Below are 21,622 nucleotides of genomic sequence, written 5' to 3' on the forward strand. Positions count from 1 at the left end.
AGCCGGAGGACGTGGAATCGGCCACGCTGCAGCCTCCCGATCGCAATCTACTAACGAAGTACGTAGGACAGACGGTACCTGTCTGCGCTGGGATGTCGCACTGCGGTGTTGGACAAGAACTTGCCAGTGTTCGTAATGTTACTAACCTACGTAGTAGATACGTAGACATTCTGGTGAGGACACTCTTTGGGCGTTCGCAGTCACGGCGTGACGTGTTGGAGGCGGCAGTGAACGATTTCACCGAGATCGCCACCACTGGGCCGGTGGCGCTCGCCCTCCTGGTGTCTGTATTGGCGGGGTTAGTGTCGTTCGCATCGCCGTGTGTCGTGCCGTTGGTGCCGGGCTACCTCTCGTACTTGGCCGCGGTGGTCGGCGTCGATGACCGGTCGGCCGACCGCGCGTCCAGAAGCGCTCGACTCCGCGTGGCGGGGGCGGCCGCGCTGTTCGTTGCGGGATTCACCGCCGTCTTCCTGCTCGGAACGATCGCGATTCTCGGGCTGACGACGTCCGTCATCGCCAATCAGATTCTGCTGCAACGTATCGGCGGCGTCGTCACCATCCTCATGGGATTGGTGTTCATGGGGTTCGTCCCCACTTTCCAACGGGACATCAGATTCACCCCTCGATCCTTGTCCACGGTCGGCGGTGCCCCTCTGCTCGGAGCAGTCTTCGGTTTGGGGTGGACACCCTGTCTGGGGCCGACGCTCACCGGTGTCATCGCCGTAGCGTCGGCGACCCAAGGCGCGAACATTGCTCGCGGAATGGTGCTCGTCATCGCCTACTGCATGGGGCTCGGCATCCCATTTCTCTTGCTCGCCTTGGGTTCTGCGAGTGCAATACACGCTCTGAGTTGGCTGCGCGACCACACGCGCACCATCCAGATCGTCGGGGGAGTGATGCTCGTCGCGGTCGGTGCCGCGTTGGTGACCGGACTGTGGAATGAATTCGTCACGTGGGTCCGAGACGCATTCGTCACGAACACGACGTTGCCGATATGAAACGCGCTCGCGCCTTGGTGCGTAATACGTGGCGCACACTCACCTCGATGGGTACCGCACTGGCCCTGCTGTTTTTGTTGGCTCTTGCAGCGATTCCCGGGGCGTTGTGGCCGCAGCGCCCCGTCAGCCCGACGACCGTAGACCGCTACATCGCTGACAATCCGAATCTCGCCCCATGGCTTGACCGCTTGCAGATCTTCGACGTGTTCTCCAGCGTGTGGTTCACCTCGATCTATGTCCTGCTCTTCGTATCGCTAATCGGCTGCCTGGTGCCGCGGTTAATCGATCACGCGCGCAGTCTTCGCGCCACGCCCGTGCGCGCTCCGCGCAACCTCAGCCGACTCCCCAAACATCAGAACCCCGCTGTTATAGGGGATCCGCAGACGGTCGCCGACGAGATGTCGCGCCGACTCCGCGGGTGGCGCACCGTCTTACGCAGAGACGGCGATGTTCTAGAGCTATCCGCGGAACGCGGCTATCTGCGCGAAGCGGGGAACCTCGTCTTTCATTTCTCGCTGATCGGCCTCCTGGTCGCGATGGCAGCGGGCAAACTCTTTGCCTACGAGGGAAACGCCATCGTGATCGCTGACGGACGGCCCGGGTTGTGCTCAGCGTCGCCCGCCGCGTTCGACGCGTTCCGGCCAGGAACTACCGTTGACGGCACATCGCTCTATCCGATCTGTCTGAGAGTCAACAACTTCGACGCCGAGTTTCAACCCAGCGGTCAGGCGACCTCATTTTCCGCGGACGTCGAGTATCAGGCGGACGAAGACCTTATCAACGGCACCTGGCGGTCCTACCCGCTACGGGTCAACTACCCCCTTCGGGTCGGCGACGTTCGTGTCTACCTCCTGGGGCATGGCTACGCGCCAACCTTCACGGTCGTCTTCCCCGACGGGCAAGAACGAACCCAGACATTGCAATGGCAGCCCGAAGAGCTGCAGACGCTGTTGTCCGCGGGCGCACTGAGATTCGATCCTCCGGCCGGTACGTTCCCTGATCCTGGCGAGCGACGCAAGAACCAGATCGCGATTGAAGGGCTTCTCGCGCCTACGCAGCAGCGCGACGGCACGCTCTTGTCGTCAGCATTCCCGGCCGCGAATGACCCCGCAGTGGCTATCGACATTTACAAAGGTGACACGGGGCTCGACACCGGTAGGCCGCAATCAATCTTCGCGCTCGACAGACGCATGATCGACCAGGGCCGCCTCGTCCGGATGGCGCGCGTCAATCTGAGTCTCGGAGAGCAAACGCGACTCGACGATGGCACCATCATCAGATTCGACGCCGTCACAGATTTCGTGAGCCTCCAGGTCTCCTACGACCCGGCGCAGGTTTGGGTGCTGGTCTTCGCCATCACGATGATGGGGGGACTTCTGGTGTCGCTGGTCGTCAGACGCCGACGATTGTGGATCAAGATCCGGCAGGGACTGGATTCGGAGCACGCCGAGGTCGAGATGGGGGGATTGGCGCGCACCGACAACGCGGGCTGGGGCGAGGAATTCGATCGACTCGTGGAACGGGTGACGGCCATGCCGGCGGATACCCGCACTCCTGCAGTCGCTGAGCGACGCTCGCTGACGTAGAAACATATAGACATATGCGAATGTCACTATGTATGGTGTGGTGAACACGGAAGGGCAAAACAGCATGAGCACGTCGTCACGGTGGACGCGGAACAGACTGAAGTTTCTCCTCGCCGGGCCATTGCTGGAGGCCGGCAATCGGTTCATGCTCGGTCGCCCGCACCAGCGCCTCGCCCAGGAGGTCGCGGCCGAGCGGCCGCGCAGAGTGCTCGAGCTTTGTGGCGGTACCGGCTACGCGTCACGGTTGGTCGCCGAGCTCAGGCCCAATACAAGAATTGATTCGATTGACATCTCGCCGGAAATGCTCGCCGTCGGCCGCTCTCAACTGCGGCGCAGCGGAGTTGGCAACGTCACACTTCACCGAGGAGATGCTGCGATACTCCCATTCCCCGACAACACCTTCGACGTGGTGATGAGTGTCTTCGGCTGGCATGAATTACCCACGGATACCCGCCGCGAGGCAGTCAAGGAGTCCGTTCGGGTGCTTCGACCCGGTGGCGCCATTATCGCGATCGATCACGACGCGCCGCCCAAACTTGGCCGGGCTTATCGGGCGTACATCGGACTGATTGAGCGCGCGCATGCGCGAGAGGTTCTGGGGAGCGGCCTTGCGGATCTGTTCGTCGACCATCGCCTCGTCGTCACTAACCATCACCCTGCCAGCAGCTGGTCCGTGCCGTTTCAGATCGTCCGCGCCGAACTTCGCGACCCGCGAATGAATTGAGTCGTACAGAGGAATGGCAAGCAAGCGACTTTCACCGAAAGGCGGCAGACACCATGATTCGACCCTCAGCTCACGTTCGTGAACTGTATGACCGAGAGATGGGCTCGGCCAGAGCAGCGGCTTCAACCGATGACCGCTGGCTGCACCTAGAACGTGCTCACATCGTGTCGCAGCCCTACCCCTGGCTTCACACGCGCAACCACGCTGCGATGCTGTATCTCGCGGTGTGCCAGCGGGATAGGCGCGAAGCACTCGGACAACTGCTCCGGGTGACCGTGGCGGCGCCAGGCTCGCTGAGCGGGCGCTATCCTCCGGGAAACACCGGCCGGGCCACCGTCGGCCTGATGACTCCCATGGCGATTCCGCCCGACCTGATGGCGGAACTATCGGGACGAGCGACGAACCGCCATCCGGCAACGGCGTTGGAGCCGCCAAGCAACCGTTAGGTAAGGCGTCTTTGAGTTCGGTTCTATTCGCGGTCTGCCTCAGTGCCGGAACGCTGGTGCTGGGTTTGGTGGCATTCGGACCATTGACCATGCTGATCTTCACTGTGGGATTCGCCGGCGGGTTGGTGTTATGGCTGGTGACACCATCCAACGGAAACTGGGCCGATGTGAAGGCGCCATACTGGATCGCGTTGTTCTTGTTTGTCCTCCACCGCGTCGAGGAGAAACAGTTCGGCTTCTTCGACTTCCTATCGAATGTCACTGGGGCCAGCAAACCTTCGACACTGTCGCCGACGGTCCTTGCGTTGGTGATCGTTTCGGTCGGCGCGTGGTCATTGATCCCGCCGTTGATGAAGCGCGAGAGCCCATTCGGAACTTATCTCGCGTGGACGTTCTTCACTTCCATGGGCATCACCGAGTTGGCCCATTACCTCGTCTTTCCGTGGTTGAACGATCGCGTGTTCGCCTATGTTCCTGGCATGTGGACGGTAATCGTGCTTGCTCCGGTCGCTTGGTGGGGCATGAAGCGACTGGCGCTCGGACGCCGATGATCGTCACCATGGTAGAACTATCTACGTAGATACACCGTAGATCGCTCCGCGTGCGAAGTGCTACGGAGCGAAAGGAAACGCACCATGAACCCAATGACGCGAATTTTGCTGACCGCCTTCCTCGCCATAACGGTCGCCATTGGCGCGGGTGTGTACTTCTCGACCCGGGACGGGGGATCTGCACCGACGTCGCAGGCAGAAGGCGGGCCGCAGGTGGTCCGCGAGAATAGCCATCGCCTGAGCTCGGCTCCGGACAGCGATGTGACGTTTGTCGAGTTCCTCGACTTCGAGTGTGAAGGCTGCCGCGCAGCCTTCCCTGCCGTTGAACAACTGCGCACCCAATATGGCCAGCAAGTCAACTTCGTTGCGCGCTACTTCCCGATGCCCGGCCATTTCAACGGAGAGCGAGCAGCCCGCGCAGTCGAGGCGGCCGCCCAGCAGGGCCAGTTTGAGGCTATGTACAAGAAGATGTTCGAGACGCAAGACCAGTGGGGCGAGAAGCAGGTACCGGCTGACGACGTATTTCGCGGATTCGCAACGGAACTCGGCCTCGACATGGCCGCGTGGGACGAAGCCTACAACGCGCAGGCCACGCTCGATCGGATCCAAGAGGATGTCGCAGACGGCACGGCACTCGGCGTCCAGGGCACACCCACCTTCTTCCTCAACGGCGAGCAACTGCAGATCCAAACTTATGCAGACCTCGGCACCGCGATCAAGGAGGCACTCTCTAAATAGAACCAGCTCGGGATGCAGTTCACGCGTGATCAGCTGGTCCGCGCCACCGTGGGAATGCCGTGGAACACCTTTCTGATGCCGCGACGCTTAGAGAGCTAGCATGCCCGGCGCTGCGCAGCCTCCTAGGGATGACGACCGTCGACCCGCTGACGTCCGTCTGTCGGTAATTGAGGAAGATCCGCCTGGTGCAGTAGCTGCGGCGCCTTATTTTGCTCAGGGGTGTAGGGGCAGTATTGAGTTGCCACGTAAAGCTGCCGTTCGACGGGTTGATGTCAAGGCCGTGGATGTGCACCATTCCAGTAACAACCCGAGGTTCAGGCTACGTAAGTCAATAATAGAGGGGCGGTTTTCGGCTACCGCGTGACGCGGCAGTGGGTAGCTCGAACACTTCTTCGCAGCTGGAAACGTCTTCATCAAATCTTCATCGGATCACGAGCCGACCCATACCCGGCTTGCCGACGCTTGAGTGCGGCGGCGCGAGGGCGTGCCGTTGAGGCACGGTGTCACGACGATGTTCGAGGAAGGATGTGCGATGCAGCACAAGCGTTTTGGATTCGGGGTTGCGGCGCTTGCGGTGTCGGCCCTGTTTATCAGCGGCTGTTCGAATGCGGGAAACGAGTCTCCGTCATCGATGAGCAGCACCTCGGCAGCAGCGTCGGCGTCGGCTTCGCCCAGTACTGCTAGCCGCGACGCTGCCCATAACGATGCTGACGTGACGTTCGCTCAGGGCATGATCCCGCACCATCAGCAGGCGATCGAGATGAGCGACATGCTGCTCGGCAAGCAGGGAGTTGATCCTGCCGTAGTGTCACTCGCCAACGAGATTAAGAACGCTCAGGGTCCTGAGATCGAACAGATGCAGGGCTGGCTGCAGGACTGGGGAGCCTCCTCGTCGACAACTGCTTCCACCACCGCCGCAATGCCCGGCCATGACATGCCCGGCCATCAAATGCCCAGCGGAGACGCGGGTGACATGCCGGGCATGAGCGGCGGGGGTATGGGCATGATGTCGGAGGCCGATATGGCTGCACTTCAGAACGCGCAAGGCGCTGAGGCAAGCCGACTCTTTTTGACGCAGATGATCGAGCATCACAAGGGCGCGATCATGATGGCGCAGCAGGAAGTTGACAACGGCAAGTTCCCGGCGGCGGTCGAGATGGCGCGCAACATCGTGTCTTCTCAGCAAGCGGAGATCGACACGATGCAGGGAATGTTGGACAAGTAGCGCGGAGGGGGCACTCGTCAGGGACGCGTTGAGTCAGCCGTCGCAGGGTGGTGCTCGCTGCGTATCGGGGTGATGGGCAGGGCGATGGTGAATGTTGCGCCGGCGCCGGGTCCAGCGCTGGCTACCGAGATGGATCCGCCGTGGGCTTCGATGAGCGCTTTGGCGATGGCGAGACCTAATCCGGCGCCGCCGTGCTCGCGGTCGCGGGCGGTGTCTGCCCGGTAGAACCGTTCGAACACTCGGGTGACGTGCTTGGCGGGGATCCCTTCTCCGGTGTCAGCGACAGCGATTTTTACTCGGTCGCCGTCACGAAGACAATGAAGGTGTACCGACCCGCCGGGCGGTGTGTGCCGTAGCGCGTTCTCCAACAGGTTCCCCAACACTTGAGACAGTCGTTGTTCGTCGGCCCACAGCGGCGGCAGCGGTTGCTGGAGGTGTACGTGCAGTCTGACCCCCTTGGTGTCATAGCGTTCTTGTGCTGCTGCGACGCACTGGCGGGTTAGGCGGTCCACGTCGAGGGAGGCGTAGGACATAGACACCGCACTTTCCTCCGCCTTCGCCAGCGCGGCGACGTCATCGGAGAATCGCACCAGCCGACGGGTTTGGTCGCGCAGCATGGCTGCTGTCTGGGGTGTCAAGGAGCGCACACCGTCTTCGAGTGCCTCGATGTAGGCCTCGAGTACTGCCACGGGTGTGCGGATCTCGTGCGCGAGGTCTCCGAACAGTTGCTGCCGTGTCGAATCGACGGCTTGAAGCCGGGAGGCCATTTGGTTGAATGCGGTTGCGAGGGCGTCGAAGTCATCGCCGAGGCGCGGCGGTGACACGCGGATGTCGTAGTTCCCTTCAGCGACATCGGTGGCCGCGGCGGCGACTTCGGTGACGGAGCGTTGGAGGCGTCGACTGACGTAGAAGCTGACCGCGAGGGCGGCCAGTGCTGACACCGCTAGGGCGCCTCCGATGGAGATGACCGTTGCGTAGCCGTAGGCCTCTTCGGCGTGGACTTCTTCCAGGGAGTCCATCGGGACACCGGCGCGGTGGAGGTGTTCGCGGAACAGCGGTGGGCCGACCACGGCAGCGACCACCGCGGTCGTCGCCGTTCCGGCCGCCAGCACGATGGCTTGGGCCGCCAGGAGTCGCAGGCCGATACCGGGACGGCCCGGCCGTCGACGCCGGCGAGGGGTCGACGTAGGTGGGGGAGTCACTGTCCGGTTCCCATCCGGTATCCGACACCTCGAACCGTGGCGATGTAGCGGGGGCGTGCGGCGTCGTCGCCGAGTTTGCGTCGTAAGTGTCCGATGTGGACGTCGACGAGGTGTTCGTTGCCGACCCAGGGTTCGTCGCGGATTATTTCGAGAAGTTGTCGGCGGCTCAGCACGATTCCTGGCCGCGCGGACAGGGCTTCGAGAATGTCGAATTCGGTGCGGGTCAACAGGATTAGTTCGTCGTCGATATGTACCTCACGGGCGGCGACGTCGATGCTCAGTGCGCCGAAGCGGCGCGGCGGGGCTGTCTCTCGTTCGGCGGGTGCGGCGGCTGTTTGCAGGATGCGGGGTCGCCGCAGCATGGCGCGGATGCGCGCTACCAGCTCGCGGGGACTGAAGGGTTTGGTGATGTAGTCGTCGGCGCCGATGGTGAGGCCGAGCACGGTATCGAGTTCGGTGTCACGGGCGGTGAGCATGACGACGTAGGCGTCGGAGAAGGTCCGCAATTGCCGGCAGACCTCGAGTCCGTCGATGCCGGGTAGGCCGAGGTCGAGGATGACGACATCGGGATCCAGGTCGCGTGCGACGGCGATTGCGTCGACACCGTTGCCGGCGACGACGGCTTCGAACTGCTCGCGTTCGAGGTAGCTGGCTACCACTTCGGCTAGGGGGAGTTCGTCGTCGACGACCAGCGCGCGGTATCCCTTCGCGCTCTCAGGCGCGCCCAGGTGGTGGTGCTGCATGTCCCATATGGTGCCTGCTGGTGCGCCCGTAACGAGGCGTGGCTGCCCGAGCGGCTCGATCTTCAGCAGATCTTCACAGGACTCATACCGTTTTCCTCCTGCGGTGGGGTGAGGCTCACTGTGGAGGAGGGCCTGACATGCGTTGGCTGATGGACGTGTGCCCGAACGGTCTCGGGTGGCAAGCGTGGCTGATCCTGTGTGCCGTGGTCGTGGTGCTGTGGGCGGCTGCGATCGCCGGCGCGACGGCGCTATTCAATGCGTCTCGCTGGCCGCGTCGTTCGGGGCGGCCTGACGTGCCCGAGGAGGCCGATCCGCAGCGGCCGCACCGCGGCGCACTGACCGGTCCACCGGCTCGACATCGCGGCGATGTCAATATTCGATCAAGCGGGTGACGTAGGGCGTCATGCCGGAGGTGCGCACGGGCGAGATCTTGACGACCGACCCGGTGTAGGGGGCTTCGATCATCATGCCGTCGCCCAGATACATCGCTTCGTGCTGGCTGGCGTTGGGGCCATAAAAGATAAGGTCACCGCGCTGCATCTGTGACGAGGGAATTTTGCGGCCTGCGTTGTATTGCGACCCGGAGTAGTGGTCGAGTTTGATGCCGACGCCGGCGAAGGCATACAGCATCAGGCCCGAACAGTCGAAACCCACGGTGTTGGCGCCCTGGTCGATGCCTCGTGACGGGCCGTTGGCGTTGCCGCCGCCCCAGGAGTAAGGCACCCCCAGTTGTGACATGGCGCGGCGAATCACGAACTCTGAGGCCTGGCGGCCGTAGAGGCGGGGGATGCGTCCGTTGGTGATGCCGGGATCTGCGGCGGCGGTGACAGGAGACAGAATGCCGAGTTTGGTGAGGAACTTGCGGCCCATGTCGGCCGTCAGCTGCGCCGAGGTCGCCATGATCTTGAGGACGGCATTGATGATGGCCACCGGGTCGCCGGCCACGTTAGCGCTGGGCACCATCGGCAACGTGGTGTCCCACAGGCCCCCCTTGGTGGCGCCCCCCGGCGACGTGGTGCCGCGGTCCCACGGAGCACCGGATGCCGGCACAGTGCCGGGTTGCGCGGCACTGGGCGCGGCGGCTGTCGCCGCCACCGGTCGGGCGGCTTCCAGTCGAGCTTGAGCGGAGTCGCGTTCGGTAGCGAGCCGTTCGACCTCGCGTTGCTGTGCGGTAAACGTCTGTTGGGCGTCCCGGAGTGCGGCTACCGCGTCGTCTTGGCGGCGTTGGGCGTCCGCGGCGGCGCTCTCGGCGCGCGCCCGCGCTGCCGTCGCAGCAGAAAGCTTGTTGGCCTGATCGGTCTGCCGGCGCAGGAGGTTGTTGCGGACCCGCTGAAAGCTGATAGTGAGGGTCTGCTGGGTCGATGCCCCGGCCAGGATCTCCTCGGGACTTTGCGCCAGCGGCAACGCACCCGACGGCCCGTTCATATAGGTCGACGCGGCGAAGCGGTCGAAGCGCTCTTGCGCGGCCTCGATTGCGTGTTGGCTGTCGGTCAGGGCTTGGTCGCTGGCAACAACGTCGCGCCGGGCCTGCGCGAGGGTGTCGCGGGCGGCCGCGACCTCGACCAGGGCACGGTTGACGCCCTCCTGCTTGATCTGAATGTCGCTACCGACGTCGGCCATCCGCTGGTTCGCGTCGGCGACCGCTGCAACCAATGAGGGAACGTCGTCGCGGTCGGGGGTGCCGTCGTGACCGGCAACAGCGGTACCCGGGGCGCTGATTACCAGTGCCGGCGTCAGTGCGCAGAGACTCAGAAAAGAAGTGAGGCGCAGCATCGAATCTCCTCAGCTGGGGTGAGCGTTGTCGAGCCGCGCACCTAAGCCGAACGGCGCCCGCGGCACTTCTACTATCGAGCTGAGTACGTAGCACGATAGTACTCAGTCGGAACGTACATCACTTTGGTATCAGGAGGAACGTCTGTCACAGTCTCAGATCGGTTACGACTGTGCGCCACGGGCGCTAGTTTCACGCGCCGCGGCCGGTAGTGCAGAGATGCTGGCCTATGCGGTCGAGGTGAGGCGTATCGCGGCTTTTGCCAGCTCGGCGGCTACATTGGGGGCTGAAGGGGCTCGGGGCGCGAGGAGGCCAGCTCGTCGCGGAGAGCGGGAGAGGCGCAAATGGAACAGCGAGGATTCGGCGACCTCGAAGCGGTGGTCATGGATTGCGTGTGGGATTACGCCGAGCCTGTCACGGTGCGTGAGGTTTTCGACGAGATCTCTCAACGGCGCCAGATCGCGTACACCACCGTGATGTCGACGATGGACAACCTGTACCGCAAGCGCTGGTTGCAACGTCAGCGCGATGGGAAAGCGTACGTGTATCAGGCGTCCATGAGCCGCGAGGAGCGTTCCGCGCGTTTGATGAAGGCCGCGTTCGACGCCGGCGGGGATACCGATGCGGTGCTGGCCTTCTTTGTTGAGCAGATGAACGCCGAGCAGTCCGCTCAATTGAAGGCGGCTCTGCGCAAGGGGCGTCGGTGATGACCGCCGCGCTGTGGCTGCTCGTCTATGGCAGCGCGCTGGCCTGGTGGGCGCCACCGGTTCTGAGGCGGATGACCAGTCACGGCATCAGCCCCCATATGGGAGTGGCCGCCTGGCTGGCCACCGTCGCCGCGACGTTGGCGGCGTGGCTCGTCGCGCTGATCTTGGTCATCGGCGCAACGACGGATAGTATTCGTACGGGCGCGGTCGTGACGCTGTGCCTGGAGCTGTTTGGCTTCTCCGAGCACACACCCATGGCCGGACGAATCGGTTCTGTTGTTCTCATCGCGGTAGGAACCCTGACATCAGGGTTCGTCGTCATGCGGATCGGTCGCTGCTTGTCGCGGCTGCGGGCGCGAAGTCACGAGCACGCGCATGCCGCGCGGATCGTCGGCCGACCCACCGACCATCCCAATGTGGTGGTCGTGGAGGCCGACCGGCCTGCTGCCTACTGCGTGGTCGGACGCCCGAACGCCATCATCGTTACCTCCGCGGCGATGAAGTCGTTGAACCGATCACAGCTCAAAGCGGTTCTGGCGCATGAAAACGCGCACATCTCGGGGCGCCACCACCACATCCTCATGGCGCTCCGCGCTTTGGGGGGCACACTGCCGTGGCTTCCGCTTTTCGCGACGGCCCCTCATCGTGTGGGTGAACTGCTGGAGATGTGCGCTGACGACACCGCCGTGCGCCGCGTCGGCACGCATCCGCTGTTGGCTGGATTATCTGCTCTGGCCGGAGAACACCCGCCTGCACGGGAAGGCCTCGCCGCGGCGGGAACAGCGGTCATCGCGCGAGCGCAGCGCCTGCTCACCCCGACACGTCGGCACGTGCGATGGCGCCACCGCATCTGCCTGACAGCCGCGATCACCGCCATGCTCGCCACACCCGCTCTCATTCAGGTGCTCTGCCACCACTAGCGCCTCAACGCCCGCCGCACGTTCCGCAGGTGAAGCCAATGCGCGTAGGCCGTCAGCAAAGGAAACACCGCTTGGCGCGCGGGCCGATAGAGAGCAGATTATCTACGTAGTAAAACCGTAGATGATCTGCGGTACAGGCAGCGCACTGGTCTATTGCATCTCCTTCGCGGAACCTCAAAAGGGCGTATTCGCAGGGGCATCGGGCGAAGTCGATCATGCGACGGAACGGCCGGTTGGCTCGGCGCAACGGCGGTCGCTGTCTGATCACAACCCGGCATCGGCTCAGGGGCCGAGCCTGAATTCGCCGATCCGCTGCTACAGTCGGCAACATCGTGAAGTACTTCGACGCGAACTCTGAGCAACGCCGCCGCGCCATCGTCGCGGCGTTGATCGCGTTCTGGACCGTCATCGTCGGAGCCGAGTGGGCACTGCCCGGCGTGAATGCGGCACCTGCGCACGGACCGCACACACTGGCCGCCAGTGCGGTCGGCGCGCCGATGTCTGTCGAGCTCGACCACCCCCACGTCTCCCAACCCGACGCCGAGTGCACGCCCGACACCCTGGCCGAAGCGATCCTGCCGCGGGGAACGGTCTCCCTGATCGCGCTCGCGTTGGGCCTCGTCGTGGCTGTGCTTCCGCTGCTGTGGTGCCAGGCGGCGAAGGCGCCTATCCGCGGTCCACCACGGAACGCCCGCGCCCTGCGCACCGGCCGCGACGTGCTCGCCCACCTGTGTATCGCGCGCCGCTGATCGGCTAGCGTCAGGCCCCGTCGTCTTCGACGGTGGCCGGTGACCGCTACCTGCCGTCAGTCGCCGCGCATCGTCGCGGCCTCACAGAAGCGACATTCATCGATGAATCCTGCCCTGCCAATCCGCCATGCACGCACTTCCCACACCCGATCGGCACAGCCACAACGCGGCCGCAACGAGCGGCCGGCCACCATGGTCGGCCAGACCCCTGTCTTGAGAATCAGCGCACCGTTCACGTCAGAAGAGCGGGGCTTTTGGGCCAAACTCGAAGGCTTCAACCCGGGAGGAATGAAAGACCGACCCGCGCTACACATGGTCGAACGCGCCCGCTCCCGCGGGGCACTTGCCCCCGGCGCCCGCATCGTCGAATCCACGAGCGGCACACTGGGATTGGGTCTCGCACTAGCCGGAACGGTCTACGGGCACCCCGTCACGTTGGTCACCGACCCCGGGATGGAGCCGATCATCCAGAATATGCTCGCCGCGTTCGGCGCCGACATCGAATTGGTCACTGAACCGCACCCACAGGGAGGCTGGCAGCAGGCCCGCCGTGACCGCGTGCAGAAGATCTTGGCCACCGACCCACGCGCCTGGCATCCCGATCAATACAGCAACCCCGATAACGTCGAGGCCTACCGCGGCCTGGCAGTGGAACTGAACGAACAACTCGGCGCCGTTGATGTCCTGGTGTGCTCGGTGGGCACCGGAGGCCACTCGGCCGGCGTCGCACGCGTCCTTCGTGAATTCAACCCGCAGCTGCGGCTGATCGGCGTCGACACGGTGGGCTCGACGATCTTCGGCCAGCCCGCGGCTTCTCGGCTCATGCGCGGCCTGGGATCGAGCATCTATCCCGGCAACGTCGACTACCAAGCGTTCAACGAAGTGCATTGGGTTGCCCCCGCGGAGTCGGTGTGGGCATGCCGCACCCTGGCGGCCACCCACTACGCCAGTGGCGGCTGGAGCGTCGGTGCGGTCGCCCTGGTTGCAGGCTGGGTCGCACGCAATAGCCCTGCCGGAGCCACTGTCGCAGCGATCTTCCCGGACGGTCCGCAACGCTACTTCGACACCATCTACAACGACGACTACTGCCGCGCCCACGGCCTGCTCGACGCAGCGCCCCCACGGCATCCCGCCACCATTGAGGACCCGATGACCCAGACAGTCACGGCGTGGACGCGATGCACCACCGTTGTCGACCCCACCGAGGTGCAGCCACGATGACCCTGCTGTCAGCCTTCCGCAGTTTTGGTTGGCCCAGCCGGATGCTGATGATCAACCAATTCGGCATCAACCTGGGCTTCTACATGCTCATGCCTTACCTGGCCGGCTACCTCGCCGGCCCGTTGGGGCTGGCCGCGTGGGCCATCGGCCTGGTGCTGGGTGTACGTAACTTCTCCCAGCAAGGCATGTTTCTCATCGGCGGCACTCTGGCAGACCGGCTGGGCTACAAACCGCTCATCGTTTGCGGATGTGTCCTACGGACAGCAGGATTCGGCCTGCTCGTCTTCGCCGAATCGCTGCCGGCGGTCCTGATCGCCTCGGCAGCAACCGGCTTCGCCGGCGCCCTGTTCAATCCTGCGGTGCGCGCCTATCTGGCGGCCGACGCGGGCCCACGGCGCGTGGAAGCCTTCGCGGTGTTCAACGTGTTCTATCAGGCGGGCATCCTGGCCGGACCCCTTGTCGGGCTGGCCTTGATGTTCGTCGATTTCCGAATGACAGCAGCCGCCGCAGCGGTCGTGTTCGCAGCGCTGACCGTGGCCCAACTCTTAGCATTGCCCCACCGCGCCGCGGGGACGCCTGATGAGAAGACATCGGTGCTGCAGGACTGGCGAACAGTAGCGGCCAACCGCTCCTTTCTGCTCTTCGCCGCGGCCATGATCGGGTCGTATGTTTTGTCATTCCAGGTCTATCTGGCATTGCCGCTTCAGGCGCGAGACCTGTTTCCGCGCAACGATTCCGTTGTCACCGCCATGATCTTCGTGGTCTCGGGTCTGGTTGCCGTCCTCGGCCAGATGCGGATCACCCGATGGTTCGCCCACCGCTGGGGCGCCGGCCGCTCCCTGGTGATCGGCATGCTGATCCTCGCGGCGTCGTTTTTGCCGCTGATCGTGCTGCCCGATGACACCAGGGCAGGCAGAGTCGCCGCCGCGACCGCGCTACTCGTCGCCACGGCGGTGCTGGCGGTCGGGTCGGCGGCCGTCTTCCCGTTCGAGATGGACACCGTCGTCTCATTGGCCAACAACCGTCTCATCGGAACGCACTATGGCTTCTACAACACTATCGTCGGAGTCGGCATTCTTGTCGGCAATCTGGCCACCGGCTCGCTGATGCAGGCCGCCCGAGATCTCGGGCAACCCTGGCTGCTGTGGGTTCTGCTGTCGGCAATCGGGCTGGCCTCCGCAGCGGCCTTGTTCCGGCTGGACCGACGCGGCCGACTTCAACCCGAACAGCTGACATCCTCTGGCCCGCAAACCCCCCGCTGAACACCCGAAGACGCGAACATGCCCGACACCCCATATCGCCATCTACGTAATAACTACGTAGATGGCGATATGCTGGTTCCAGCATCCGCGCGAACACCTTCACGCCGTGAATGGCCCACGCTGGCAAGGAGACTGCCACGACCATCGAGCCGCACCCCGCTTCGGGCAGCGTTGCCTCTCCGGCGATAGCTGCTGGGCGCATTCGCGTTCTGCTGGTTGAACCTCGGCGCATCTACGCCGACATGTTGGCCCGCACCCTGCGCGCCGAAGAGTTCGCCGTCGACGTCGCACGCTCACACGCTGCAGCGCTCACCGCGGTGCGCGACGATGACCCCGACGTGGTGGTGGTGTGCCTGGGATCATCCGCGCACGGCGCCGTCGTCCTTGACCGTGTTCGCCAGGCTGCCCAGTGCGGCGTCGTCGCGCTCGCCGACACAGAGGTGGCGCCTCTGGTATCGCGCGTCGGAGTGGTTCCCATCGGCTCCCGCGACATGCTCAGCACGCGAATACGGCGGACACTCAGGCATTCTCACCAACGCAGCGAGGACGGCGGCGCGCAGCGACGCCACGTCGACGATCTGGTGATCGACGTGGGGGTCCGGCGGGTCTATCAGCGCGGCAACGTCATATCGCTGACTCGAACGGAGTTCGCGATCCTCCGGGTTTTGTCCGATGATCCAGGGGAGCCCGTTACGTGCCGACGACTTCAGGAAGCCCTTTGGGGGGCAACGCAGCCCGGCGGGCGGTCGGCACTGGGTGTGCACATCGGCAATCTTCGTCGCAAGCTCGGTGACGCCCCGTCTTGTCCGCGCTATGTCCGGACGGTCCGCGGCATCGGCTACTGTCTGGCCGGCTGAACCGTTACCCGGTGCGGACAAGGCTTTTGGTGGGAGGAGCTGTGGCGAAAGCGTTCGGTCAGGTCTCGATAATCCGTACGACGTAGGGTGTCATCCCGGCGGTACGCACCGGTGAAACCTTGATGGGAACGCCGGTTTGTTGCGCTTCGATCATTTTTCCGTTGCCCAGGTAGATCGCTTCGTGTTGGCTTCCGCCGGGCCCCCAGAACAGGAGGTCACCGCGTTTAGCTTGCGCGGGAGGTACCTTGCGGCCAGCGTTGTACTGGTCGCCGGACCATCGCGGCAACAGTACTCCGACGCCGGCGAAGGCGAATCGTGTCAGTCCTGAGCAGTCGAAACCGACGGTGCCTGCGCCTTGGTCGACACCGCGACTAGGGCCGGTGAGGCTGCCCCCTCCCCAGGAGTAGGGAACGCCGATCTGCGTTCCTGCCCTGCGGATAACGTATTCGATCGCCTGGGCACCGTAGAGGCGGTTGCCGCGGACGCTCGTTTGGGGGCTTGCCGCGGGACTGACGAGTCCGAGACTGCTCAGGAAGCTACGCCCCAAATCCATCGCAGTCTGGGTGGCAACGGCCGTCGCCTGCAAGGACGCGTTGGCGATGGCAACCGGATCGCCGGGCGCTCCCGCACTCGGGATCTTGGGCAGGAGTGGATCCCACGGACCGCCTGTCGGCTCGGCGGAGGCTGCTGGCGTGCACGCCAGAAGTACCGTCGCGACGACGGCAACGATCACCCCAGCCAGGCGAAAGCCGAACGCAGATACGCGGCCTTCCTCCGGGCGGACGCATCGGGCCATCGGTTCCATATGGCGTTCTTTCTTTCGGCTGTCGGAGCGCCGGTGATTGGTTTCGCCAACAAAGGCGAAACAGAGCGTTCCATACTGCGCAGCAACGATATACGTAGCAAATACGTAGATCAGCCTAACTCACATATGCCTCATTAGTAACATCAGCAACATAATTACAATGCTGGAATTTCGGCTGAAATTGCGAATGGTGTTTTGCGATGGGTGCCTGAAAGAGTCGATCGTCGATGGCGGGACTACGAAGTAGCGGTGGTCCGGACATGTGAAAACGCCGTTACCTGGGGGCGGCAAACCAAAGGTGTCGTAGCGGAAAGGGCTGCGCTACCTGTGCGGCGTGGGCCCCACGGCGCGCGATGCTTGGGTGACACTCGGCATGCGAAACCCGGTTCGGTGGATGCGAACGTCCTGCTGACACGCGTAACTGGTGCCACGAGGTGACTGGGAGGCGGCGGTTGTGAGTCTCCGCTTCTGATCTGATTTCAGAGGTTGGCGTTGCCGACTTTCCACTGATCCCAAGGGATGTTCCAGTCACCTAAACCGTCTGTTCCCGACAGCGTGGGGCCGGTGGTGTTGATGACCTCAACGATGTCGCCGCGTCGGGTGTTGTCGTAGAACCATCGGGCGTTGGCCGGATTGACGTTGAGGCATCCGTGGCTGACATTGGCGATGCCTTGGCTGCCCACCGACCACGGTGCAGAGTGCACGTAGATCCCGCTGTAGGACATCTGGGTCGCCCACTCCACCTCGGTGCGGTATCCGTCGGGAGAGTTGACTGGAACTCCGTAGGTGGACGAATCCATCACCAGAAACGAGTAACGATCTCCGATGATGTAGGCGCCGTTATCGGTCGGGGTCTTGGCTTTGCCCATGGAGATGGGCATGGTCTTGACGGTCTGACCATTGCGCCGCACAGTCATCGTTTTGGTGGCGTCATCGGCGGTGGCGATGACCTCGTCACCGATGGTGAACTGGGTAGTGACGTCATCCTGACCGAGTAGCCCGTCACCGAAGTTGACGCCGTAGGCGTTGACCGCCACCTCTACTGTTGTTCCCGGTTTCCAGTATTCGGCTGGGCGCCAACGTACTTCGCGATTATTGAGCCAGTAGAAGGCTCCCTCGACCGGGGGGGTGGTGGTCACGTTGATCGCTTGCTGCGCCGCAATCCGGTCGGTGATGTTTTCATCGAAGCGGATCGCGATGGGTTGGCCCACGCCAACCGTCTCGCCGTCGTTGGGCAGGACGTAGGGCATCGTTAAGTTGTCGGGCGAGTGGGTTTCGAAGGTCGCTGTCGTAGTGGTCGCGCCGCCCAGTCCAAGGGCCTGGGCATGAAGGGTGTACTGCTTGTTGTAGCCCAGCGGCTCGGCAGACGACCAGGACACGCCATCGGGGCTGAGCTGTCCGTCGACGAGATCGCCGGCTTCGTTGGTCAACGAGACTTGGCCGAGAACGCCGTCACCGGCGGACACGGTAACAGGGGAGTCCACCGCGACACCGATCGCTCCGTCGGTCACCGACGCCTGCAATTTGGGCACTAGCAGGTCGGCGAACGGGGTGCCTTTATCAGTGATGACCTCGGGCTGGGGCGCGGCGGCCGGCGACGAGCTGCACGCGGCCGCGATCAGCAGCACCGCCATCGCCAGGACGGCCGTCCGCAGCCACTGCGCCGTCCTGCGAAACGGTGGGAGGCAAGTCGCCTGCGGCATCAGTGTGGTCTCCGTATCCGAATGTTGACATCGCTGATGAGCGGGCACTGCGTGCGCCGCGACAGCCGTTCGCGGGCGGCGGTGCACCGTTCACGGATATGGTTCAAGTGTGCTGATGCGTCATTTGGCTTTCTTAGTCCTTCGATGAAGATTCAGTAAAGACGCAGACTTGCGCACTGGTCTGCCCGACATGGCATCCGGCTAGCTCTGGCAGGCGCCGAACGGGCTGCCGATCCTTTGTTCGTCGATCGTCGGACCGTGGCGCGCAATAGGCCACGTAGAAGGCTATGGGTCTAGTACGCGTTCTGGGCTGATCGGGAACGCTTGAGGCAATCACGGTCCGGGAGCGCTAGACGCTGGTCCCTCTCAGCCCTGCTCCGGTGTCGGTCTCGTCGCGGTGGGGTCCTTCGTCGCGGTGGTGGACTTGAGGCTGCACCCTCCGGCGGGGGTGAAGGGGTGTATCAGCTGCCGCCCGTACGCGGTGGGGTAGTCGGGGTGTGCGGCCATGCCGAGCTGGGTGGAGTCGAATCGGCGGGTGGGGTTATAGGAGTAGGTGCGCATGAGGTGGTCCCAGACCAGGGTGAACAGCCCGAAGTTGACGTCGCCGATGCCGGCCCACTTGAGGTGATGGAAGCGGTGGCCTTCGTTGAGAGCCAAGACGTGCTTGGCGGGGCCCACGCGGTAGTCGGCGTTGGAGTGCTGCAGCAGCAGCTGGATCGCCACCGCGATTGCGAGCAGGGAGGCGACGTTGACGGGCAGACCGATCAGGATGAGCGGTGCCACACCAGCGGCTCCCGCGAACGATCGCACCGTTCCGTTGGGAAGCCGTATCGTCCTACATCGACAGGCTGGCCCGCGCCAACCATATCGGCGTCTCCACACTGCGCGGCCATGTCGCCGAATCATGCGCAGCCCGGCCGCGACCGGACTGGTTGGCCGTCGTCAGCGGCCAACCTGAGCAGGTAATCCGGTCCCGTCTCTGCGGGCTTGCTGGCGACCCCACCGCGCTCAAGCAATATCTCCGCCGCCCTTTGTGTCAAAGATGTATGGCACGCAAGGGAATACACGAACCCGTCTACTGCTACCTGCCTGCACATGTCTCCGTATGCCACCGTCACCGACGCTGGATCGGTTCACCAACGCGCGTTCTTGACGACCAGGTGGATCTTCGTGACCGGCCCACGGTGCTCAGTGCCGGGCGCACGCATCGGCGCTTGGCCCGTCAGTATTCAGAGGTCGACCTTCATGACGCCTTGGGCGACGCCCGCCACATCCTGGTCTTCTGGGCTCACGCAGAGCGTCACGTGGCGGCGGGGATTCTGCAGAATGGCCTAGAAGCGCACGTGGTGGCCTACCCCGATGTGATCGCCGTAGCCGCAACATTGCTCACAGCTCGCCCTCGGGTTGAACAGCCCAGGACGCCAACGGAACCCGCCTGGCCGACGCTACTGCTCGACCGCATCAACGAACGCACCGGCGCCCACCATGCCGACGCCACCCCCGTCGAGCAATGGGCGCAGTACCGACGCCTATTCGCCACTGCCGTATTGACGACACGCTCAGACGGCGCAGAACTGGCGTGTCGCGCTTAGGGGTCGGCAGTCTTGAATGTGCCTTATCAGTAAGGCACTTGTGGTGTGCATCTGACTGTGTCCGACGGTTGTATCTATCGGCTTTCTAATCGTTAGGGACAGTGGTATCTGGCTGGGTGTATCGGCCGGTGAATCATCACCGGCGGCGCTGCTTGCCGGTGATTGGCCGGCGGTGGGTGGTCCAGCACGCGGCCACCGCGCTGACCACCACAGCGAAGGCGGCAATGACGCTGGCCGGGAGGGCGTGGTCCTGCAGCCATCCGGTCGCGGTGGCCGACCAGCCGGTGAGCAGGTTGCCGCCGCTGGCGGTGTGCCCGGTGGCCGCGGGCAGCCAGTACCACGCGAGGTAGGCGCCGGTGGCGATGAGGACAACGGCGGTGACGCGGGTCCCGTGGCGGGCGAGGATACCCAGATGCCGGGTCAGGGCCGTGCCGGCGATGGCGGTGCCGACGCTGACCAGCATCAAGATGGTGGCGGCACCGGCTGTGTATGCGGTGAACACTGCCAGCAGACCGCCCCATCCGCTGGTGGCCTGGGCCTGGGCGATCACCGCGAGCAGTACCCCGAAGGTGCAGGACAGTGACGCCAGGGCGTAGCCGATTCCGGCCGCGAGCACACCACCGGCTGTTGGGGAGTCCGGCCGATGACGCGTCCGGGCAGGCATACGCAGACCGATGGTGCGGCCGGTGAGCATGAAGCCGCCCAAGATGGCCAGGGTGAGCCCGATCGTGATCCCGAGCCAGGGAGCAGCCGTCACCAGGGTCCGGGCACCGGCACTGATCGCGATACCGGCGAGGGTGAGGGTGCCGGTGAACCCGATGGTCAGGACGGCCCCGGTGCGCAGTGCCCGGGCCAGCCGCACGAGCACCGCATCGGTGCCGCCGGTGGCGATGGTGCCGGTGATCCACGCCGGTAGCAGCGCGAACCCGCAGGGGTTGACCGGGGCGAGCATGCCAGCGGTAAACGCGAGCGCGAGCAGGTTCACCGTGCGGCGCTGCTGCCGAGGGCGGCCAGGATCTGATCCTGGGACGGGGCGTGGCCGCGGTAGCTGATCTGCCCGGACGGGTCGATGACGAGGGCGGTGGTCGGCGCGGTCACCTGGTAGCGGCTGGTCAGGGCCCCGTTAGTATCGACGACCGCGGGCAGGCTGGTGCCGCCGATCTGGTCCAGGAAGTGGCGAACATCGGCGGGTTTCTCGGTGGGGACGATGTCGACGGCTAGGAACTTGGCGCTGCCTCTGGCTTTCTCCACGGCCGCCCGAGCAGCGGCCAGGGATTTACCGCCGCCGACGCATTCGCCGCACCCGTAGGAGAAGAACAGGATCGCGGTCGGGGCGGCAGCGGGCAGTTCGACGGTTTTGCCGTCCACCGTGGTCAGTGTCGCCGCCGTCGCCTGGGTTGTGGCGTTGGCGTGTGGCGGTGAGGTCGGATTGCTGGTTGTGGCCGATTGGCCGCACGCGGTCAGCGCGCCCGCTGCCAGCATCACAGCCGTAACGCCCGCCCACCTGTGGGGTGTAAACGAACGCGTTTCAGACATTGTCGATGCTTCCTTTCGTCAGGTCGTCGAGCGTGTGCGTCGCGGGTGAATGGCTGTCGGCGGGACAGCAGTGATCGCCGCGTTGACCGCGGCGGGCGAAGGCGACCACAGCCGCCAGCAGCAGCGCGACGGCTGCCCCGATGACCCATGGATTCTCGAGCAGTCCACACACGGCGGCGAGCGCGCCGCCGGCGATCAGGACTGGCGCGGCGCAACACAGGGCCGTCACCAGCACCGCTGCCGCACCCAGCAGCACGGGATTTCTTCGTGGACGTTGATTCATTGA

General features: G+C 64.2%; 21 protein-coding genes and 1 pseudogene. 13 read left to right on the forward strand and 9 right to left on the reverse strand.

Annotated features, from left to right (window positions below):
- Window positions 1-227 precede the first annotated feature (227 nt).
- The 7 genes from ACEWX3_RS06830 to ACEWX3_RS06860 all read left to right on the forward strand — a co-directional run bounded on the left by ACEWX3_RS06830 (window position 228) and on the right by ACEWX3_RS06860 (window position 6,268).
- Complete coding sequence (locus ACEWX3_RS06830) at window positions 228-998, forward strand: cytochrome c biogenesis CcdA family protein (protein WP_024444617.1); 771 nt, start codon at window positions 228-230, stop codon at window positions 996-998.
- Entirely contained in the window at window positions 995-2,584 is a 1,590-nt protein-coding gene (locus tag ACEWX3_RS06835; RefSeq protein ID WP_024444616.1) for a cytochrome c biogenesis protein ResB, read from the forward strand. The genes ACEWX3_RS06830 and ACEWX3_RS06835 overlap by 4 nt, the downstream gene beginning before the upstream one ends.
- A gap of 37 nt (window positions 2,585-2,621) precedes the next feature.
- Entirely contained in the window at window positions 2,622-3,308 is a 687-nt protein-coding gene (locus tag ACEWX3_RS06840; protein ID WP_234788711.1) for a class I SAM-dependent methyltransferase, read from the forward strand.
- Window positions 3,309-3,361: 53 nt separating this feature from the next.
- Window positions 3,362-3,754, forward strand: a complete 393-nt coding sequence (locus ACEWX3_RS06845) for a DUF3703 domain-containing protein (protein WP_024444614.1) — start codon at window positions 3,362-3,364, stop codon at window positions 3,752-3,754.
- 56 nt (window positions 3,755-3,810) lie between these two features.
- Window positions 3,811-4,305 (forward strand): HXXEE domain-containing protein, encoded by a 495-nt coding sequence (locus ACEWX3_RS06850; protein ID WP_024444613.1) that lies wholly within the window; start codon window positions 3,811-3,813, stop codon window positions 4,303-4,305.
- An 84-nt stretch (window positions 4,306-4,389) separates the two neighbouring features.
- Window positions 4,390-5,043 (forward strand): thioredoxin domain-containing protein, encoded by a 654-nt coding sequence (locus ACEWX3_RS06855; RefSeq protein WP_024444612.1) that lies wholly within the window; start codon window positions 4,390-4,392, stop codon window positions 5,041-5,043.
- 532 nt (window positions 5,044-5,575) lie between these two features.
- Window positions 5,576-6,268 (forward strand): DUF305 domain-containing protein, encoded by a 693-nt coding sequence (locus ACEWX3_RS06860; protein WP_024444611.1) that lies wholly within the window; start codon window positions 5,576-5,578, stop codon window positions 6,266-6,268.
- Between the two features lie 17 nt (window positions 6,269-6,285).
- Here the strand turns inward: ACEWX3_RS06860 and ACEWX3_RS06865 are convergent, their stop codons facing one another.
- From ACEWX3_RS06865 to ripA, 3 genes are all read right to left on the reverse strand, one after another.
- Window positions 6,286-7,470 (reverse strand): cell wall metabolism sensor histidine kinase WalK, encoded by a 1,185-nt coding sequence (locus ACEWX3_RS06865; RefSeq protein WP_024444610.1) that lies wholly within the window; start codon window positions 7,468-7,470, stop codon window positions 6,286-6,288.
- On the reverse strand, window positions 7,467-8,213 hold the full coding sequence (locus tag ACEWX3_RS06870; protein WP_024444609.1) for a response regulator transcription factor: 747 nt from the start codon (window positions 8,211-8,213) through the stop codon (window positions 7,467-7,469). Before ACEWX3_RS06870 ends, ACEWX3_RS06865 begins: the two co-directional genes overlap by 4 nt.
- Before the next feature lie 369 nt (window positions 8,214-8,582).
- Window positions 8,583-9,986, reverse strand: coding sequence for an NlpC/P60 family peptidoglycan endopeptidase RipA (gene ripA / locus ACEWX3_RS06875; RefSeq protein ID WP_024444608.1), 1,404 nt, complete (start codon window positions 9,984-9,986; stop codon window positions 8,583-8,585).
- A 342-nt stretch (window positions 9,987-10,328) separates the two neighbouring features.
- Between ripA and ACEWX3_RS06880 the strand changes: the two genes are divergently transcribed.
- The 6 genes from ACEWX3_RS06880 (at window position 10,329) to ACEWX3_RS06905 (ending at window position 15,700) form a co-directional block, all read left to right on the forward strand.
- Window positions 10,329-10,691: a BlaI/MecI/CopY family transcriptional regulator gene (locus tag ACEWX3_RS06880; RefSeq protein WP_024444607.1), complete on the forward strand. Its 363-nt coding sequence runs from the start codon at window positions 10,329-10,331 to the stop codon at window positions 10,689-10,691.
- The gene (locus ACEWX3_RS06885; RefSeq protein ID WP_024444606.1) at window positions 10,691-11,611 is read left to right on the forward strand and encodes a M56 family metallopeptidase; all 921 of its coding nucleotides are present in this window, start codon (window positions 10,691-10,693) and stop codon (window positions 11,609-11,611) included. The genes ACEWX3_RS06880 and ACEWX3_RS06885 overlap by 1 nt, the downstream gene beginning before the upstream one ends.
- A gap of 332 nt (window positions 11,612-11,943) precedes the next feature.
- Window positions 11,944-12,360, forward strand: coding sequence for a hypothetical protein (locus ACEWX3_RS06890; protein ID WP_024444605.1), 417 nt, complete (start codon window positions 11,944-11,946; stop codon window positions 12,358-12,360).
- Window positions 12,361-12,462: 102 nt separating this feature from the next.
- Window positions 12,463-13,581, forward strand: a complete 1,119-nt coding sequence (locus ACEWX3_RS06895) for a PLP-dependent cysteine synthase family protein (RefSeq protein WP_024444604.1) — start codon at window positions 12,463-12,465, stop codon at window positions 13,579-13,581.
- The gene (locus ACEWX3_RS06900; protein WP_024444603.1) at window positions 13,578-14,843 is read left to right on the forward strand and encodes an MFS transporter; all 1,266 of its coding nucleotides are present in this window, start codon (window positions 13,578-13,580) and stop codon (window positions 14,841-14,843) included. The genes ACEWX3_RS06895 and ACEWX3_RS06900 overlap by 4 nt, the downstream gene beginning before the upstream one ends.
- A 242-nt stretch (window positions 14,844-15,085) precedes the next feature.
- Complete coding sequence (locus ACEWX3_RS06905) at window positions 15,086-15,700, forward strand: response regulator transcription factor (protein ID WP_051226468.1); 615 nt, start codon at window positions 15,086-15,088, stop codon at window positions 15,698-15,700.
- 58 nt (window positions 15,701-15,758) lie between these two features.
- On the opposite strand, the gene ripB is transcribed toward ACEWX3_RS06905, so the two are convergent.
- From ripB to ACEWX3_RS06935, 6 genes and pseudogenes are all read right to left on the reverse strand, one after another.
- Complete coding sequence (gene ripB, locus ACEWX3_RS06910) at window positions 15,759-16,505, reverse strand: NlpC/P60 family peptidoglycan endopeptidase RipB (protein ID WP_374159010.1); 747 nt, start codon at window positions 16,503-16,505, stop codon at window positions 15,759-15,761.
- Window positions 16,506-16,984: 479 nt separating this feature from the next.
- The gene (locus ACEWX3_RS06915) at window positions 16,985-18,208 is read right to left on the reverse strand and encodes an Ig-like domain-containing protein (protein WP_374159011.1); all 1,224 of its coding nucleotides are present in this window, start codon (window positions 18,206-18,208) and stop codon (window positions 16,985-16,987) included.
- Window positions 18,209-18,574: 366 nt separating this feature from the next.
- Window positions 18,575-18,997: pseudogene (locus tag ACEWX3_RS06920) on the reverse strand (sterol desaturase family protein); the annotation flags it as partial.
- Window positions 18,998-19,936: 939 nt separating this feature from the next.
- Window positions 19,937-20,785: a cytochrome c biogenesis CcdA family protein gene (locus ACEWX3_RS06925; protein ID WP_024444598.1), complete on the reverse strand. Its 849-nt coding sequence runs from the start codon at window positions 20,783-20,785 to the stop codon at window positions 19,937-19,939.
- Window positions 20,782-21,336: a redoxin domain-containing protein gene (locus tag ACEWX3_RS06930; RefSeq protein WP_024444597.1), complete on the reverse strand. Its 555-nt coding sequence runs from the start codon at window positions 21,334-21,336 to the stop codon at window positions 20,782-20,784. The genes ACEWX3_RS06925 and ACEWX3_RS06930 overlap by 4 nt, the downstream gene beginning before the upstream one ends.
- Window positions 21,329-21,619, reverse strand: a complete 291-nt coding sequence (locus ACEWX3_RS06935) for a hypothetical protein (RefSeq protein WP_005148657.1) — start codon at window positions 21,617-21,619, stop codon at window positions 21,329-21,331. The genes ACEWX3_RS06930 and ACEWX3_RS06935 overlap by 8 nt, the downstream gene beginning before the upstream one ends.
- Between the last annotated feature and the right edge of the window lie 3 nt (window positions 21,620-21,622).

It is taken from the genome of Mycobacterium sp. G7A2 (assembly GCF_041902445.1).
Classification (GTDB): domain Bacteria; phylum Actinomycetota; class Actinomycetes; order Mycobacteriales; family Mycobacteriaceae; genus Mycobacterium.

Coding starts and splice junctions, on each gene's coding strand:
- ACEWX3_RS06835 (WP_024444616.1), top strand. CDS start 995: ATGAAACGCGCTCGCGCCTTGGTGCGTAATACGTGGCGCACACTCACC.
- ACEWX3_RS06845 (WP_024444614.1), top strand. CDS start 3,362: ATGATTCGACCCTCAGCTCACGTTCGTGAACTGTATGACCGAGAGATG.
- ACEWX3_RS06855 (WP_024444612.1), top strand. CDS start 4,390: ATGAACCCAATGACGCGAATTTTGCTGACCGCCTTCCTCGCCATAACG.
- ACEWX3_RS06860 (WP_024444611.1), top strand. CDS start 5,576: ATGCAGCACAAGCGTTTTGGATTCGGGGTTGCGGCGCTTGCGGTGTCG.
- ACEWX3_RS06870 (WP_024444609.1), bottom strand. CDS start 8,213: ATGCAGCACCACCACCTGGGCGCGCCTGAGAGCGCGAAGGGATACCGC.
- ripA (WP_024444608.1), bottom strand. CDS start 9,986: ATGCTGCGCCTCACTTCTTTTCTGAGTCTCTGCGCACTGACGCCGGCA.
- ACEWX3_RS06880 (WP_024444607.1), top strand. CDS start 10,329: ATGGAACAGCGAGGATTCGGCGACCTCGAAGCGGTGGTCATGGATTGC.
- ACEWX3_RS06885 (WP_024444606.1), top strand. CDS start 10,691: ATGACCGCCGCGCTGTGGCTGCTCGTCTATGGCAGCGCGCTGGCCTGG.
- ACEWX3_RS06895 (WP_024444604.1), top strand. CDS start 12,463: ATGAATCCTGCCCTGCCAATCCGCCATGCACGCACTTCCCACACCCGA.
- ACEWX3_RS06900 (WP_024444603.1), top strand. CDS start 13,578: ATGACCCTGCTGTCAGCCTTCCGCAGTTTTGGTTGGCCCAGCCGGATG.
- ACEWX3_RS06905 (WP_051226468.1), top strand. CDS start 15,086: ATGTTGGCCCGCACCCTGCGCGCCGAAGAGTTCGCCGTCGACGTCGCA.
- ripB (WP_374159010.1), bottom strand. CDS start 16,505: ATGGAACCGATGGCCCGATGCGTCCGCCCGGAGGAAGGCCGCGTATCT.
- ACEWX3_RS06915 (WP_374159011.1), bottom strand. CDS start 18,208: ATGCCGCAGGCGACTTGCCTCCCACCGTTTCGCAGGACGGCGCAGTGG.
- ACEWX3_RS06930 (WP_024444597.1), bottom strand. CDS start 21,336: ATGTCTGAAACGCGTTCGTTTACACCCCACAGGTGGGCGGGCGTTACG.
- ACEWX3_RS06935 (WP_005148657.1), bottom strand. CDS start 21,619: ATGAATCAACGTCCACGAAGAAATCCCGTGCTGCTGGGTGCGGCAGCG.